The organism is Nitrosomonas sp. Nm34 (genome assembly GCF_900113925.1).
Lineage (GTDB): Bacteria > Pseudomonadota > Gammaproteobacteria > Burkholderiales > Nitrosomonadaceae > Nitrosomonas.
In genome coordinates this window covers 1-14,440 of record NZ_FORD01000060.1, presented here as the reverse complement: position 1 = coordinate 14,440, position 14,440 = coordinate 1, and the positions used below count along the sequence as shown (strand labels likewise).

The window sequence follows — 14,440 nt, the reverse complement described above, 5'->3', positions numbered from 1 at the left end:
ATCCAACGTTCGGCCTGGCAGATCATCATTCAATCGGGCCGCGGTGATGCCCTCGCCAATCAGGTGTTCAACCGGTTTGTCCCGGAAAAAATGCGACGTCAGATACAACACCCGCTGGGTAAAGCCCAGGCCATTTAAAATCATGGCTTTAACCGCCTGACCATAGGATACGATCTGCTGCTCTTTTTTCGGTATCAGCGCATCAATCCGTTCGACCAACCCCAATTCATCAATCATCCCCGAAACCAGACCGAGATGATGAATGACTCGGCTGTAATAGGCATCTTGCTGGGGCGTGGCCATGGTGTCGGTTTTGATATCGATTACCAGATTAACTCTCCTGACAAAAAGAAAATGAACATGCCAATTGGCAACAATACTGGAATAATTCTGCTTGGGTCAAAGTTTGCTGCGGAATGTAGGTTATAGTTAGGTCCTATTCTATTTTTCATCAAACATGACGCGCAGGCGAGCCGCAGACCCTATCAATCATAAGGCCAGGTGAAGCCGACAAAGTCAGTATTGAGTTGGAAATGGAATTAATAAAGATCTGTACAGTTTTGGGTATCACAATATGCTGACTGGCCAAAGGTATAACTTACCGCCATTTAATATCTTTAATGTGTGCAGTAAGCCATTGCAGCCGTTCTGGTGTGCCGATATCCATCCATATTCCTGGGTAATATTCCCCTCCCACCTTATTTAAAGGGATCGCCTGACCTAATAAAAGCGAAAGTTTGGTAGCAGTTCCAGGCGCAACCTGATTAAAGAAGTCGGGATGATAAACACCGATGCCGCTAAAAGTGAGTTTGTGAAGCCCCCTTGCAGTGAGGCGTCCTTGCTCCAGAAAAAAATCGCCATCAGGATGATGAGGTGGGTTATCGACCAGGACCAAATGGGCAAGCTCACCATCAGAATTTATTTGTAATCGTTGTAATGCCGGTAATAAGATAGCGTAATCTATCTGGCAAAAGATATCGGCGTTGACGACCAGGAAGGGCTGGTTTGCTGAGCAACGGGTTAGTAGCGGTAGCGCATTGGCGATGCCACCAGCTGTTTCTAGTATAGTCGTTTCTTTGGAGTAGGTAATATGGAGGCCATAGCGCTGGCCATCACCTAAGGCGGCCTCAATCATGTGACCTAAATAAGCATGATTAATGACGATATCCCTAAAGCCAGCCTGTGCCAGATTCTGCAGATGATATTCGATCAACATGTGTTTTCCGGCCCGAAGCAACGGTTTGGGCAATGTATCGGTGAGGGGGCGCATGCGCTCACCTCGCCCTGCTGCAAGAATCATGGCTTTAAAGGAATGACCTGGCATTTGATTAGAAGGTATAACCCATTTTTGTATCAGGTTGTATGCCTTCAAGCTGATCCAATAGAGTAAGCAATGGATGAAGCTCTCGGTAGCGTTCACATGCCTTGCGTAAATAGGTCATGGCCAATGGCATATCTTTGAGATAGGCTTCTTTATGATCTCGATGAAACAGTCGCGCAAAAATTCCCAATACTTTAAGATGACGTTGGACACCCATCCATTCAAAGTCTCGGTAAAAATCAGCAAAATCCGTTGGAATAGGAAGTCCGGCTTTACGTGCTTTTTCCCAGTAACGAATGACCCAGTCTAATATGTGTTCTTCCTTCCAATGGATATAGGCATCTTTAAACAACGAAACAAGGTCATACGTAATTGGACCATACACTGCATCCTGGAAATCAAGAATGCCAGGGTTGGGTGTAGTCATCATCAAGTTGCGGGAGTGATAATCCCGGTGAACAAATACTTTAGGTTGGGCAAGATTATTTTCAATAATGCGTGAAAAAATAGCCGCTAGGTCATCGATTTGCTTTTGATTGAGTATTACTTGTAAATGTCTGGCAATGTACCACTCTGGAAATAAGTCTAATTCTTTTCTGAGTAGCGTTGCATCGTATTCAGGAAATGTATTTGCCTGACTGATCAGTTGAATTTTAATGAGTGCATCGGTTGCATCGCCATAAAGCCTATCTGCAGCATCCGGATGGGTTTCCAGTGTCTGCAGGTAAGTCGTATGTCCCAGGTCTGAAAGTAACAAAAAACCTTGTGTCAGGTTCTGGGCTAATATGGTCGGTACGTGGATGTTAGCGGTAGCAAATACTTCAGCTGCATGCAGAAATGGGGCGCAGCTTTCCAGTTGTGGTGGCGCATCCATGGCAATAATAGACTGCTGATCTATTATGATACGAAAATAACGGCGGAAGCTTGCATCAGCAGAAGCTGTGGTGAGTTCAAAAGATTTACCAGGAAATTCTGTTTTTATCCAATTTTCCAGGAGCTGTAAACGATCAAGAGTCATGAATCAATATGGTAATGAAGAAGAGAGCGATCATCGGGCACGATTTAATGTTGTGACAATGTTGAATACTCTTTTTCGGGTTGCCTATTTGTTTGAAGTATGCGATTTTATAGTGTAAATGCTGTAAACCAAGCTTATATAATGGATATTCAGTAATCAGCCAGTATAAATGGAGAGAAAATGGTTAATAAAAATGTTCTGGACGAAATCGGTTCCAAGATTAGTGAAATTATAGCTCAAAGTCCGGCCAAGGATATTGAAAGGAATATGCGCGCCATGTTGACGAGTATGCTTTCTCGTTTAGATGTCGTAACGCGTGAAGAGTTTGATGTGCAACAAGAAGTGCTTAAGCGGACACGCGCAAAATTGACTGAGCTAGAAGAAAAAGTTGCTGTCTTGGAGAATCAGTTTAAGGCAACTACGTCAGCAACCACTACAAGCGAGGTAAATTATGAGAATCAGCTTAAGCCAACTACGTCAGCAACCACCGCAGGCGATGTGAATTATGAAGGTTAACAATTAACCTAAACATTTTTACTGGATAGATTTCTAGTTGCTTAACTGTCTTGCCAGGTATTTGTTAATCCTCTGATAACAGGCAGTATTTATCGCATTTCTTATTCTTCATGTCACTGGCTATCCTTTATAGTCGCGCACTATCAGGTATCGAAGCACCACTGGTTACGGTAGAAATCCATTTATCTAATGGTTTACCCAGCTTCACGATTGTTGGATTACCTGAAACGGAAGTAAAGGAAAGTAAAGACAGGGTACGTGCTGCGCTGCAAAATGGGCGGTTCAAATTCCCGGCGCAGCGGATCACGGTTAATCTTGCACCAGCAGATTTACCCAAAGAAAGTGGCCGATTTGATTTGCCTATTGCACTGGGTATTCTTGCGGCAACTGGTCAAATACCTGCTAATAAACTCGATCAGTATGAATGGGTCGGTGAGCTTTCTTTAAGTGGGGAATTGCGCCCTATCCATGGGGCTTTAGCTATGACCTATGGTGCGTCACGATCAGGACGTAATTTTGTCCTGCCGCAACATAATGCTGCAGAAGCTTCCCTGGTTAGAGAAGCATGCGTTTATCCGGCGACATCATTACTTCAGATCTGTGCGCATCTAACCGGACATGAATTATTGCAGCCGCACACAATACCTGCTGAAACAACTATCAGTCAGGCTAATTCAAATTATCATCCCGATCTAACTGAAGTAAAAGGTCAGGTGCATGCTAAGCGTGCCTTGGAGATTGCGGCAGCTGGGGGTCATAGTCTATTGATGATTGGGCCGCCAGGCACAGGCAAGTCGATGCTGGCTGAACGTCTTCCGGGTATTCTTCCTACTATGACAGAGCAAGAAGCGCTTGAGTCTGCTGCCATGCAGTCGCTTGCCAACGGTTACTTCGATATTGCAAGTTGGAAACATCGTCCTTTCCGCTCGCCTCATCACACTGCCTCTGCGGTAGCCATGGTAGGGGGTGGCAGTATTCCTCGCCCAGGAGAAATTTCCCTGGCAATGCACGGGGTGTTATTTCTCGATGAGCTGCCAGAATTTGATCGTAGAGTCTTGGAGGTGCTGCGTGAGCCACTCGAGTCGGGCCAAATTACTATTTCTCGGGCAACACGGCAAGCAAATTTTCCGGCACGGTTTCAGCTAATTGCTGCAATGAATCCATGCCCTTGTGGTTATTTAGGTCATTATGGAGGGAAATGCCGCTGCACACCTGATCAGATAGCGCGCTATCGTGGAAAAATTTCTGGCCCTTTGCTTGATCGTATCGATATGCAGATAGAGGTGCCCACTGTACCGAAAAAGGATTTGCTGCAGCAAGAAACAGGTGAGTCAAGTCAGATAATAAGAGCACGAGTCGAAGCCGCCCGCCAATATCAACTCGTGCGACAGAATGGGACCAATGCTGGTTTGAGGGTACATGAAATAGATCACCATTGCCAGTTGGATGAGCAGGGTAAACAGTTGCTGGAGCATGCATTTTCCCGCTTAAATATTTCTGCACGGGCATATTATCGTATCTTGAAACTGGCGCGAACTATCGCAGATTTAGCAAGGAGTGAGCAGATTAACAGTGGACATATTGCAGAAGCCATACAATATCGGCGACTCGATCGGAATTAACAAAAGACATTCTCCTTGCTGAAGAGTGCAATGCAATTGCCTATTTGATTAATAATACTCAGGCCGGGCACAATTCTCAAAGCGTGTATATTCACCCAGAAAGGTTAGGTTGATTTTGCCAATGGGGCCATTGCGCTGTTTTCCGATAATGATTTCAGCAATTCCTTTGTCCGGGGTATCAGGATTATATACTTCGTCGCGATAAATAAATAAGATGACATCCGCATCCTGTTCGATGGCGCCAGATTCACGCAAATCAGACATTACTGGGCGTTTGTGCGGATTAGGCCGCTGTTCCAGACTGCGATTAAGCTGTGATAATGCGATGACGGGTACTTGTAACTCTTTTGCCAAGGCTTTAAGCGACCGTGAAATTTCAGAAATTTCGGTAGCGCGGTTTTCACTGTGGGTATGTGAAGACATGAGCTGCAGGTAATCGACAACGATCAATCCTAGTTCTCCATGCTGACGATAAAGTCGTCGTGCCCGCGCTCTAAGCTCCAGCGCATTCAATGCAGCACTTTCATCAATAAAGATAGGCGCATCATTCAGTTTGCCCAGTGCATGAGTAAGCTTTGGCCAATCTTCATCTTCCAATCTTCCAGTACGAACCTTGTGCTGATCAAGCCTGCCTATTGAGCCCAGCATACGCATCGCAAGCTGTGCTCCGCCCATTTCCATACTAAATACAGCGGCTGGCTTATTGAGCCCTAATGCCACATGCTCTGCAATATTAAGAGAAAAGGCTGTTTTACCCATCGAAGGTCTGCCTGCGACAATAATCAGGTCTCCGGGTTGAAAGCCTGAAGTTTTCTGGTCTAAATCATGAAAGCCGGATGCAATCCCCGTGACATCACTCGGATTGTCGCGGCTGTATAGCATTTCAATGCGCTCGACCACCTGCTTTAAGAGAGGCTGGATATCGATAAATCCCTGCTTACCCCGTGCGCCAAATTCAGCAATTTCAAATATCTTGCTTTCTGCTTCATCTAATAGATCTGATGCAGAGCGTCCTGCCGGATTATAGGCTGAGTCAGCAATTTGTGTACTGATCTGAGCAAGCCTACGCATGATAGCGCGTTCTCTTACTATTTCAGCGTAGCGGCGAATATTAGCGGCCGTTGGGGTATTCTGTACTATTGAGCCAATGTAAGTGAGTCCGCCAACATTCTGTAATTCAGCTGAATTTTCGAGTGATTCCGCGACAGTAATCACATCAGCAGGCTTATTTTGCTCTATAAGATTGCAGATATGATGATAGATGAGCTGATGATCCTGCCGATAAAAATCAGTATGGGTGATAATGTCTGCAATTTTATCCCATGCATGATTATCCAGCATTAAGCCACCTAGTACTGACTGTTCTGCTTCAACAGAATGAGGTGGGGTCTTGTAAATATCTAATAATTCATTATAAGCAGTGCTAGTGCTAGAGGGTAATTGAACCATAGGAATCTGACGGAATCTGCAAACACTAAAGAAGCAAATTTTATCATTGAATGTTTGAAATAAAAAAAGGACTGTTGCCAGTCCTTTTTCATAAAATAGTCAAAAATGCTTAAGTGGTTGTTTCACCTAAGACTGATACGGTAATATTAGCCGATACATCACTATGTAACGCGATAATGATGGGATAATCACCCACTTGCTTGATTTGACCTTCTGGCATACGAATCATCGATTTATCAATTGAGAAACCTTGTTCTTTAAGTGCCTCGGTGATATTTGCATTGGTAACTGAGCCAAATAATTTACCATCCACTCCACTTTTTTGGGTTATTTGCACAAGCAAACCATCCAGTTTTGCTGCCAATGCCTGAGCATTTGCCATAGCTTCTGCCTGTTTTTTCTCTAACTCAGCGCGTCTGGCTTTAAAATCAGCAATCGCGCTTTCAGTAGCCCATTTAGCCTTACCTTGCGGTATCAGGTAATTGCGCGCATACCCTCTTTTAACATTGACGATGTCACCCAATTGTCCGAGGCTTGCAATTTTCTCCATCAGTATTACTTGCATAATATGTCTCCTCAGTTCTTAATGCCGATCAGTGTAGGGCAGCAGGGCGAGAAAACGTGCCCGTTCTATCGCTGTATTTAACTGGCGCTGATAATATGATTTGGTTCCAGTAATACGAGCAGGGATGATTTTGCCATTCTCGCTGATAAAGTCTTTTAATATGTTGATGTTTTTATAGTCAATGGTTTTGATGCCTTCTACTGTAAAGCGACAAAACTTTTTGCGTTTAAATAAAGGGCGATTCGCCATTTTTTCTTTATTCTTCAAATTACTATCTCTACCTCTTGTAAATCTCATCGTGATTTTCCTATTTTTTCTGAATGTTTGAATGTTTATAAGATATCGATATGCGCTACATGTAATGCTAACTGAGAGCTGATTTTGTTCCTTTTTGCAAGGAATCCGGTTAGCTTAACGGAGCTACCAACTTCCAGACCGGAAATTGCTTTAGCCATATCAGCTAATGCTACGGCAAAAATTTTGCAAATTACCAAACGCTCAATACCTGCCTCAATCTGCCTTGAAGCATGGCTTACCTCGAATTCTATAACTGCCTTACCGACCGGGGTATAACGCAATGGATCAATTCTTATAATTTTCCCGCAAATAACAGTCTGGTTATAATTCAATAAATTACCTGTTTTTAAGCCTCAGCACCGGCTTTCTCAGAGATACCCTCTACCTCGGTTTCAGTGCTTGGTACGATCGCTGGATTATCCTCTGTATCCTCACTAGCCATCGATGATTTATCTTTATCTTCTTGCATCATAATAGATGGGGTGGTGACAGCTTCGTCCATTCTGATTGTAAGATGTCGAAGCACAGCATCATTGAACTTGAAAGCATGCTCAAGTTCATCCAGTGTTTCTTGGTTACATTCAATATTCATTAGGACATAATGCGCTTTGTGTACTTTCTGAATAAGATAAGCAAGTTGACGTCGCCCCCAATCTTCTACACGATGGATCTTTCCATCTTTGGCGGTCACTATCCCGCGATAGCGTTCAATCATCGCAGGTACTTGTTCGCTTTGATCTGGGTGGACAATAAAAACAATTTCGTAATGTCTCATAATATCCTTATAGGTAAAGCTTCCCGCTAATTTGCGTGTCTACGGTGAAGCAAGGTTTAAAAAGTGCTGCCATAACATAACGCTACAGCGCCACATATTTTACTGAATGAATCCACAAACATCAAAATCTTTATATCTCACAGTGAAGTTAAGTATAGGCAGTTTTTTCTTGGTTCTCGCCTAGACAGAAAAAAACGAGGAAATTGAGTTTGCTTAATGATTTCTCCAGGATTCCTCATATGAAATCTACAAACCCAAAGTCAATCACTGGTAACATATGCAGCTAATTTTGAAATTAAAATATTTCTAACAAAAAATTAGATTTTTCCTGTTAACCATTATTATCGATAAGAATTAGATAAATCATTCAATGACAAAATTAAAAAATGATACTTTAATTCGAGCATTGCTACGCCAGCCTACTGAATACACGCCTGTATGGCTCATGAGACAAGCTGGGCGTTATTTGCCTGAATATAATCAAACCCGTGCACGTGCAGGCGATTTTCTGTCGTTATGCAAAAATCCTAATTTTGCGACAGAAGTGACCTTGCAGCCATTAGCGCGTTTTTCACTAGATGCCGCTATTTTATTTTCTGATATTCTTACTATTCCTGATGCAATGGGATTAGGATTATATTTTGCCGAAGGGGAGGGGCCACGATTTGTACGTCCCTTGCGTGAAGAATGGGAAATACGTTCCCTCATCGTGCCTGATCCCGACGTGCACTTGCGTTATGTCATCGATGCTGTATCACAAATTCGCAGAGCATTAAATGGTCAGGTTCCGCTCATTGGATTTTCTGGTAGTCCCTTTACACTTGCATGTTATATGGTAGAGGGATGTGGCGGCACTGATTTTCGCCAAATCAAGACGATGCTATATCAACGCCCTGACTTGTTACATCATATTCTTGATGTAAATGCTCAGGCTGTTACAGCCTATCTCAATGCACAAATTGAAGCAGGCGCACAGGCTGTCATGATTTTTGATACGTGGGGTGGAGCATTGTCACATTCTGCTTATCTGGAATTTTCTTTGCATTATATGACTCAAATCATTGCGGGGATAAAGCGTGAGCACGAAGGTTCGCGCATTCCCAACATTATTTTTACCAAAGGCGGAGGATTATGGTTGGAGCATATGGTCAATAGTAAATGTGATGCTATTGGTCTTGATTGGACAATAGATATGGGCGAGGCGCGGCGTCGCGTTAATGATCAGGTTGCACTGCAAGGTAATCTTGATCCTGCAGTATTATTTGCTTCATCCAATACAATTACTGCTGAGGTCGAAAAAGTTTTGGCAAGTTATGGTCATGGTGCGGGACATGTCTTTAATCTTGGCCATGGCATTTCTCAATTTACTCTTCCTGAGAATGCATTGGCTCTTGTGGAAGCTGTTCATACACTCAGTCGTAAGTACCATATAGATTAGCTAAGTATTTTTAACGCGATCCACTTTTTTCTTTTTATGCGTATACTCATTATTGAAGATGATAAGGCAATAGCTTCGAATCTTTATGACTTTTTTGAAGCACGCGGGCATAGTGTCGATGCTGCGCTTGATGGCGCGACTGGATTTCGTCTGGCCAGTACGCAACCTTTTGATGCGATTCTTCTTGATCTCAAGCTGCCTTATCTGGATGGCTTGACGTTGTGTCGAAAACTTCGCCAAGATTGTCAGATTGATATTCCAGTATTAATGTTGACTGCGCGTGATACGCTGGATGATAAGTTGATAGGTTTTGAAAGTGGCGCTGATGATTACATCATAAAACCCTTTGCACTAAAAGAAGTAGAAGCGCGTCTAATCGCTATGCATAAACGGTACAAAGGGAAAGTCGCTGCACGAAAACTGGAGGTAGGTGATCTTAGTTTTGATCCAAAGACCTTATCGGTTCGTTTTGCAAATAATGATGTTAAGCTTCCACCAAAATGTATTCGATTGCTTGCATTACTAATGAGTGAGCCTGGGCGAGTATTTAGTCGTAAAGAACTAGAGCTTGAGGCTTGGGAAGAAGAGCTGGAAACGAGTGATACATTGCGAAGCCATATGCATGTATTGAGACGAGCTTTATTGAAAGCTGGTGGATATGATCCGATTGAAACTGTTCATGGTCTTGGTTACTGTCTAACTTCAAGTGTTCAAAATTAAATATGGCATTCGTCTGCGAGTGACGCTTGCCCTCTCAATTTTTAGTACCATCATTGTGGGTACACTCGCTATAAGTCTCTATTTTGCTGCTGATGACATTGAAGAAGCGCATATCAAACAGATTATAGAGGCTGAAATGAATCATATCGTTTTTCATTTTCGTCAGCTTACAAATTTTACGCCACAGGTAGGATCCAGTCTTAAAAGTTATGTGATACGTAACAATAAAGAAGAATCGCAATTACCGCGCCACCTACAGAATCTTGACCGTGGATTACATAAGATTTTTTATCATGATGAAGAAACGCGCGTTCTGGTGAAATATGTTGATGACACAAAATTTCTCGTTGCTTACAAAATTGGATTTCATGAGCAGCGCCAGCGCGAATTTAGATTGCTCGTTATTTTATCGCTCGTCGGCGTGGTGGTGATTGCTTTTTTTATAGGGTATTTGCTTGTGAAGCAAGTGACAGATCTGGCAGAGCGCGTAAAGCGTTTGTTACCAGCTAATCAGAATGGACAAAGCTTGGTAACAAATAATTTACACTGCGTATCACTGAGTCAGCCTGGTCAAGATGAGGAGGTGGCTCAGCTTGCCCGTACCTTAGAAGATTATCAATATCGCATCATGCGAATGTTGCAGCGTGAGCAGGAATTTACTGCCAACATTAGCCATGAACTCCGTACTCCTATTACTACCATTCTGATCAGTTGTGAATTATTGCTCGCTGAACAAAATTTATCCGGCAAAACTTATGCTCGAATAAAAAATATCGAGGCAGTATCCACCCGAATGGGGGAGCAAGTGCAAGCATTGTTGTTTCTAGCGCGTGAGCAAGCCTTGGGAACGATGGAGCCTGTGGCCATTGCCGAGTGCGTTTTTGATGCAGTTGAACCATTTTGTGAAGAAATATATCAGAAAAAAATTTTACTGGATGTGGTGATCAGATCGGGTGAAGTATTGACCTTAAACAGACAGGCGTTGTACACATCGCTTGTTAATATACTGCGCAACGCTGTTCAGTATACTGAGCAAGGGTTTATTCGTGTAAGTTATAGTAATAAACGTTTATCAATCGCTGATTCAGGCATTGGAATTGAACCAGCTTTTATGCCCTTTCTCTATGAACGTTTTTTCCGAGGATCTAAAAAAACGCAAGGATTAGGAATCGGACTAGTCATTGTAAAGCGGATTTGTGATTATTATGGCTGGAAGATTGATGTAGAGAGTTCACCAGGGCATGGTGCAACTTTCCATATCACTTTCCCTTGATTTTCTTAGTAATGGTTTAGGTCAGCAGGCTGCCGCTGAAAAAGCTGCTTCATTAGAAATTTAAGAATCACACTATTTTAAATAAGATAATTCTTCGGTATATCGGAGGATTATTAAAGGTTTGGCCGTGTGAGGCGATACCCAGATTCTCTTTGCTTGATCAAGACCTAGAAGAATAGAATGAGAGATATCAGAACTTGGTCCATATAACATGAGACTGTAATATCCTATCGTATTTATTCCGGGGAATGAGAAAGTGATACTCGGGTTGATGTGAAAGCAGCTGGTTCATAGGCAAATGAAAGCCCCTTGTCGAAACAACTACAGGCGTTGAGGGTGGGAAAGCGTTTTTATTGCTTTTATGATCATGAATTATATAATCTGATCATCGGCCTGTTGTTCCATCACGTGATAATACAAGAGAAACCACTCATCAGGCCGTTAGTTTCTCGACAGGAGTCAACATCAAGGATGCTTACCCTCTCCAGCGTATATCAACGGATACTCGTCATTACCGCTTTTGGAATATTTCTACATAGTTTATTGACCTAAGCAATTTTAATCACGTTTAGATTCACAGAATCTTCACGCTCTTTATGTTAATTTGTATCCAGCAATAGATTTTTCGACTCATGGTATGAGCATGAGCTGAGTTTAGTCTTTGCATAATCCTCAGGCCAACTGTTCGGTCCATATTTATGAAGCGTTAATTAAGAGAGGATTTTATTTTTTGACAACCTTCAATTTGCGGTCATCATCTTTTGATTGTGAAGAAAAAAGGTAGATCAATATTATATATTGAGATGGGGGAGAAATAAATGGGTAAGATGAATTTAAAGTCTCAGATTAACAGCTTTGGATGGAATGAAGAATTAGTAAAGAGGTATTACTTGCAGAAAGAATTTGATTTTATTTGACTGAAGAGAATTTCAATTTTACGAAATGATCTCTGAGATTTAATAATGACCATATGAAAGGTAGGTGCTTATTATGTCAATATCCAGCATTTTAGTCCCAGCAGTACTGTTTTTTGCGCTCGGAATGTTTGCGTGCATTATCAAATCGGATTTGAAGTTTCCACCTGATATGCACAAAATGATTGTAATTTATTTGTTAGTAGGAATTGGTTTACATGGTGGTAAGGCGTTGAGCGAGGCTTCGATGAGTTCTGCCATTCCGGCCGTTATTGCGGCATTACTACTAGGTTTTGGATTGCCCATTGTTGCTTACATTATTATGAGGTTTATTGGAAAAATTGATCCAATGAATTCTGCGGCAATTGCAGCGCATTATGGTTCGGTAAGTGCTGGTACTTATATGACAGCTGTAGCATTTTTAAATGGGATTAGTGTGGATTATGAAGCTTATCCCGTGATTATGTTAGCTATCATGGAGTCACCCGCTATTATTATTGGCTTAATATTAGCTGGCTATTCAAGGCGTGTACTTGCCGCTCAACAAAGTAGTATTGGAGGCCCAGCTGTAGCTGCCGAGGGAGGGGATGGCCATCAAAAAGGAATGCTCAAGCATTTGGTTATAGAGTCCTTTACTAATGGTAGTATTTTGTTGCTTTTCGGATCCATGGCAATCGGGTCGATAATCAATGAAACCAATATGACTAAAATTGAGCCATTCTTTGATAAAATCTTTATGGGTGCTTTGTGCTTGTTCCTACTTGATATGGGTATGGAAGCAGGTAAACGAATATCCGAATTTAAAGATGTTGGAATATTCTTGGTAATATTTGGTGTTATTATGCCAATTATTGGTGCAACTGCAGGGATTTTAATAGGGCATTTCTGGCTTCAATATTCAATCGGAGGTGTTACTTTAGTAACAGTTCTGGCTGCTAGTTGTTCTTATATCGCAGTTCCACCTGCTATGCGTTTGGCAGTCCCTGAAGCTAATCCTTCTTTTTATCTAACCTTGTCTCTTGGATTAACCTTTCCATTTAATGTGCTAGTTGGCATACCTATCTATTATGGCGCTGCTCAATGGCTGGCTTATAATTATTAATCGACTTAATAAGCAATATAAAGATGACAATATATACTTATCTAAGTATTAATTCCAGAAGGCTGTTCATTTATAAATGAGAGGAGAGGATTATGGTTTTAGATAAAGAGGTGCTAGTACCATTAAAAAGAGTGGAAATTGTTATTGACGAAGATGATTTTGAAGAATTCCAGGAGATCTGCAGGGCTATTAATATTCGAGGCTACACATACATATGGCAGGCCGGAGGTTTTGGAACTCGTGGAAATCGGCGACCGAATGATATGTCTCTTCCGGAGAAAAATTTCCTCGTAATTATTGCCTGTACGGAAGATCAAGCCGAGAAGTTAGTAAACAGTATATCTGCGAGAATGAAAGAAATAGGTGGGATTTTTTTAATTTCTGATTGTGATTGGGTCAAAGGACCAAAAATTTCATATTAGATAAGATAAAAGATATTAAAAGAAAGCGCCGCGATCAAAATGAACAGTAGATACGACGCTTTCTTCTTTTTATTTCATTTCTAAACTAAAAATGGTGCTAAGGCGAGCCGCAGGCGGTATCAATAATACGGCAAGGTGAAGCCGACAGAGTCAGCTTTGATTTAGAAATGAAATTAAATATAAACCTTATAAATCTACTCTATTGTTCAGATTATTTAGGCGATTTCCGAAAGTAAACATCCCCATCAGGCTGGCCGAATCAGAATGTCCCATTTGGGCAAAAGCGGGTTGCGCTCCAATCTGGCTTTGATCCCCCGCATAGCTTTCCTGGATAGAGAAACGCCTTTCTGGTAGAGCCTGCGGCTCAATTTTACCATCGGGTGGCTACCTTTCCAGGTCATGCTTTTCGCCCATGCCAGCATGGTTGCGGTATCCATCAGTTGGGCTTCACTCCAATGCTGTTCCCAAATTTCCCAACCTCGTTCGATGGGACTGTACTTGCTGTGGTATGGTGGATAGTACAGCAGTTGGATGATTTTGCCAGTCGCATCGGCGAACTCTACCATGCGCTTGAGGAACCGGGTGCGCATCCCCGTTGCTTTCCGGACCATTGTCCACTTTGAGTTGGATGTGCGTCATCACGGCCTGCTTTTCCCTGGGAATGGCCTGCCACCCGCCCTCCAAACCATCCACGATGAAGTCACTGGTCTTGAAGGAGCTTTCAAACGTCAGAGGCAACTGCCCACTATCCTTTTCCACGATCCCAAACGAAACCTGCTTTTCCTGGCAGCCCATATCGTGATCGATGGCTTGGGTGTCAGCGCGGGTTTTCCCACCCCGTGAGTATTCCCCGATCTTCACCGTGGCCTTGCAGTCGATGCTCAGGCGCATGACCTGCCCACCTTCCAAATATGCTGGGTCCGCTATGGGCTTTCCGTCCTTGTCCGCGATATTGACAAAGATGGCATCCGTTTCCGGGAGTTTTTTGGGAGTTTGGCCTTGACCACC

Annotated in this window: 17 protein-coding genes; 7 read left to right on the top strand and 10 right to left on the bottom strand. The window is 42.6% G+C overall.

All coding sequences use genetic code 11. The annotated features are described in order from the left end of the window. The 3 genes from BM283_RS15030 to BM283_RS15020 all read right to left on the bottom strand — a co-directional run. Positions 1–303 (bottom strand): DUF4277 domain-containing protein (locus BM283_RS15030; RefSeq protein ID WP_139225295.1); only part of this gene is annotated, 303 nt, incomplete at its 3' end. Between the two features lie 295 nt (positions 304–598). Next, a complete protein-coding gene (murU, locus tag BM283_RS15025) occupies positions 599–1,324 on the bottom strand; it encodes an N-acetylmuramate alpha-1-phosphate uridylyltransferase MurU (protein ID WP_254776393.1) in 726 nt (241 codons plus the stop codon). A gap of 4 nt (positions 1,325–1,328) precedes the next feature. After that, a complete protein-coding gene (locus BM283_RS15020) occupies positions 1,329–2,339 on the bottom strand; it encodes an aminoglycoside phosphotransferase family protein (RefSeq protein ID WP_090694533.1) in 1,011 nt (336 codons plus the stop codon). A 180-nt stretch (positions 2,340–2,519) separates the two neighbouring features. Here BM283_RS15020 and BM283_RS15015 point away from each other — a divergent pair, with 180 nt between their 5' ends. Continuing rightward, entirely contained in the window at positions 2,520–2,855 is a 336-nt protein-coding gene (locus BM283_RS15015; protein ID WP_090694531.1) for an accessory factor UbiK family protein, read from the top strand. 110 nt (positions 2,856–2,965) lie between these two features. Continuing rightward, positions 2,966–4,477, top strand: a complete 1,512-nt coding sequence (locus BM283_RS15010) for a YifB family Mg chelatase-like AAA ATPase (protein ID WP_090694529.1) — start codon at positions 2,966–2,968, stop codon at positions 4,475–4,477. A 48-nt stretch (positions 4,478–4,525) separates the two neighbouring features. Here the strand turns inward: BM283_RS15010 and dnaB are convergent, their stop codons facing one another. From dnaB to rpsF, 5 genes are all read right to left on the bottom strand, one after another. Then, the gene (dnaB, locus tag BM283_RS15005) at positions 4,526–5,926 is read right to left on the bottom strand and encodes a replicative DNA helicase (protein ID WP_090694527.1); all 1,401 of its coding nucleotides are present in this window, start codon (positions 5,924–5,926) and stop codon (positions 4,526–4,528) included. Positions 5,927–6,035: 109 nt separating this feature from the next. Then, on the bottom strand, positions 6,036–6,491 hold the full coding sequence (gene rplI / locus BM283_RS15000) for a 50S ribosomal protein L9 (protein ID WP_090694525.1): 456 nt from the start codon (positions 6,489–6,491) through the stop codon (positions 6,036–6,038). An 18-nt stretch (positions 6,492–6,509) separates the two neighbouring features. Further along, positions 6,510–6,740, bottom strand: coding sequence for a 30S ribosomal protein S18 (rpsR, locus tag BM283_RS14995; RefSeq protein ID WP_254776395.1), 231 nt, complete (start codon positions 6,738–6,740; stop codon positions 6,510–6,512). Between the two features lie 83 nt (positions 6,741–6,823). Continuing rightward, the gene (priB, locus tag BM283_RS14990) at positions 6,824–7,120 is read right to left on the bottom strand and encodes a primosomal replication protein N (protein ID WP_090694520.1); all 297 of its coding nucleotides are present in this window, start codon (positions 7,118–7,120) and stop codon (positions 6,824–6,826) included. 14 nt (positions 7,121–7,134) lie between these two features. Further along, on the bottom strand, positions 7,135–7,563 hold the full coding sequence (rpsF, locus tag BM283_RS14985) for a 30S ribosomal protein S6 (protein ID WP_090694519.1): 429 nt from the start codon (positions 7,561–7,563) through the stop codon (positions 7,135–7,137). A 370-nt stretch (positions 7,564–7,933) separates the two neighbouring features. Here rpsF and hemE point away from each other — a divergent pair, with 370 nt between their 5' ends. From hemE to BM283_RS14960, 5 genes are all read left to right on the top strand, one after another. Beyond that, the gene (gene hemE, locus BM283_RS14980) at positions 7,934–9,001 is read left to right on the top strand and encodes a uroporphyrinogen decarboxylase (RefSeq protein ID WP_090694516.1); all 1,068 of its coding nucleotides are present in this window, start codon (positions 7,934–7,936) and stop codon (positions 8,999–9,001) included. Between the two features lie 36 nt (positions 9,002–9,037). Then, the gene (locus BM283_RS14975; RefSeq protein ID WP_090694513.1) at positions 9,038–9,721 is read left to right on the top strand and encodes a response regulator transcription factor; all 684 of its coding nucleotides are present in this window, start codon (positions 9,038–9,040) and stop codon (positions 9,719–9,721) included. Continuing rightward, positions 9,708–10,994, top strand: a complete 1,287-nt coding sequence (locus BM283_RS14970) for a sensor histidine kinase (protein ID WP_090694511.1) — start codon at positions 9,708–9,710, stop codon at positions 10,992–10,994. The genes BM283_RS14975 and BM283_RS14970 overlap by 14 nt, the downstream gene beginning before the upstream one ends. A 990-nt stretch (positions 10,995–11,984) precedes the next feature. Beyond that, a complete protein-coding gene (locus BM283_RS14965) occupies positions 11,985–13,010 on the top strand; it encodes a sodium-dependent bicarbonate transport family permease (RefSeq protein WP_090694509.1) in 1,026 nt (341 codons plus the stop codon). Between the two features lie 92 nt (positions 13,011–13,102). Next, a complete protein-coding gene (locus BM283_RS14960; protein ID WP_090694507.1) occupies positions 13,103–13,432 on the top strand; it encodes a PG0541 family transporter-associated protein in 330 nt (109 codons plus the stop codon). A gap of 245 nt (positions 13,433–13,677) precedes the next feature. On the opposite strand, the gene BM283_RS14955 is transcribed toward BM283_RS14960, so the two are convergent. Together BM283_RS14955 and BM283_RS19595 are read right to left on the bottom strand one after the other, a co-directional pair. Continuing rightward, positions 13,678–13,998: an ISAzo13-like element transposase-related protein gene (locus BM283_RS14955; RefSeq protein WP_175492170.1), complete on the bottom strand. Its 321-nt coding sequence runs from the start codon at positions 13,996–13,998 to the stop codon at positions 13,678–13,680. Then, entirely contained in the window at positions 13,880–14,383 is a 504-nt protein-coding gene (locus BM283_RS19595; RefSeq protein ID WP_254776394.1) for an ISAzo13-like element transposase-related protein, read from the bottom strand. The genes BM283_RS14955 and BM283_RS19595 overlap by 119 nt, the downstream gene beginning before the upstream one ends. Positions 14,384–14,440: the final 57 nt, after the last annotated feature.

Coding starts and splice junctions, on each gene's coding strand:
- BM283_RS15010 (WP_090694529.1), top strand. CDS start 2,966: ATGTCACTGGCTATCCTTTATAGTCGCGCACTATCAGGTATCGAAGCA.
- hemE (WP_090694516.1), top strand. CDS start 7,934: ATGACAAAATTAAAAAATGATACTTTAATTCGAGCATTGCTACGCCAG.
- BM283_RS14955 (WP_175492170.1), bottom strand. CDS start 13,998: ATGGTAGAGTTCGCCGATGCGACTGGCAAAATCATCCAACTGCTGTAC.
- BM283_RS14960 (WP_090694507.1), top strand. CDS start 13,103: ATGGTTTTAGATAAAGAGGTGCTAGTACCATTAAAAAGAGTGGAAATT.
- dnaB (WP_090694527.1), bottom strand. CDS start 5,926: ATGGTTCAATTACCCTCTAGCACTAGCACTGCTTATAATGAATTATTA.
- murU (WP_254776393.1), bottom strand. CDS start 1,324: ATGCCAGGTCATTCCTTTAAAGCCATGATTCTTGCAGCAGGGCGAGGT.
- BM283_RS15020 (WP_090694533.1), bottom strand. CDS start 2,339: ATGACTCTTGATCGTTTACAGCTCCTGGAAAATTGGATAAAAACAGAA.
- BM283_RS14965 (WP_090694509.1), top strand. CDS start 11,985: ATGTCAATATCCAGCATTTTAGTCCCAGCAGTACTGTTTTTTGCGCTC.
- rpsR (WP_254776395.1), bottom strand. CDS start 6,740: ATGGCGAATCGCCCTTTATTTAAACGCAAAAAGTTTTGTCGCTTTACA.
- BM283_RS15015 (WP_090694531.1), top strand. CDS start 2,520: ATGGTTAATAAAAATGTTCTGGACGAAATCGGTTCCAAGATTAGTGAA.
- rplI (WP_090694525.1), bottom strand. CDS start 6,491: ATGCAAGTAATACTGATGGAGAAAATTGCAAGCCTCGGACAATTGGGT.
- rpsF (WP_090694519.1), bottom strand. CDS start 7,563: ATGAGACATTACGAAATTGTTTTTATTGTCCACCCAGATCAAAGCGAA.
- BM283_RS14975 (WP_090694513.1), top strand. CDS start 9,038: ATGCGTATACTCATTATTGAAGATGATAAGGCAATAGCTTCGAATCTT.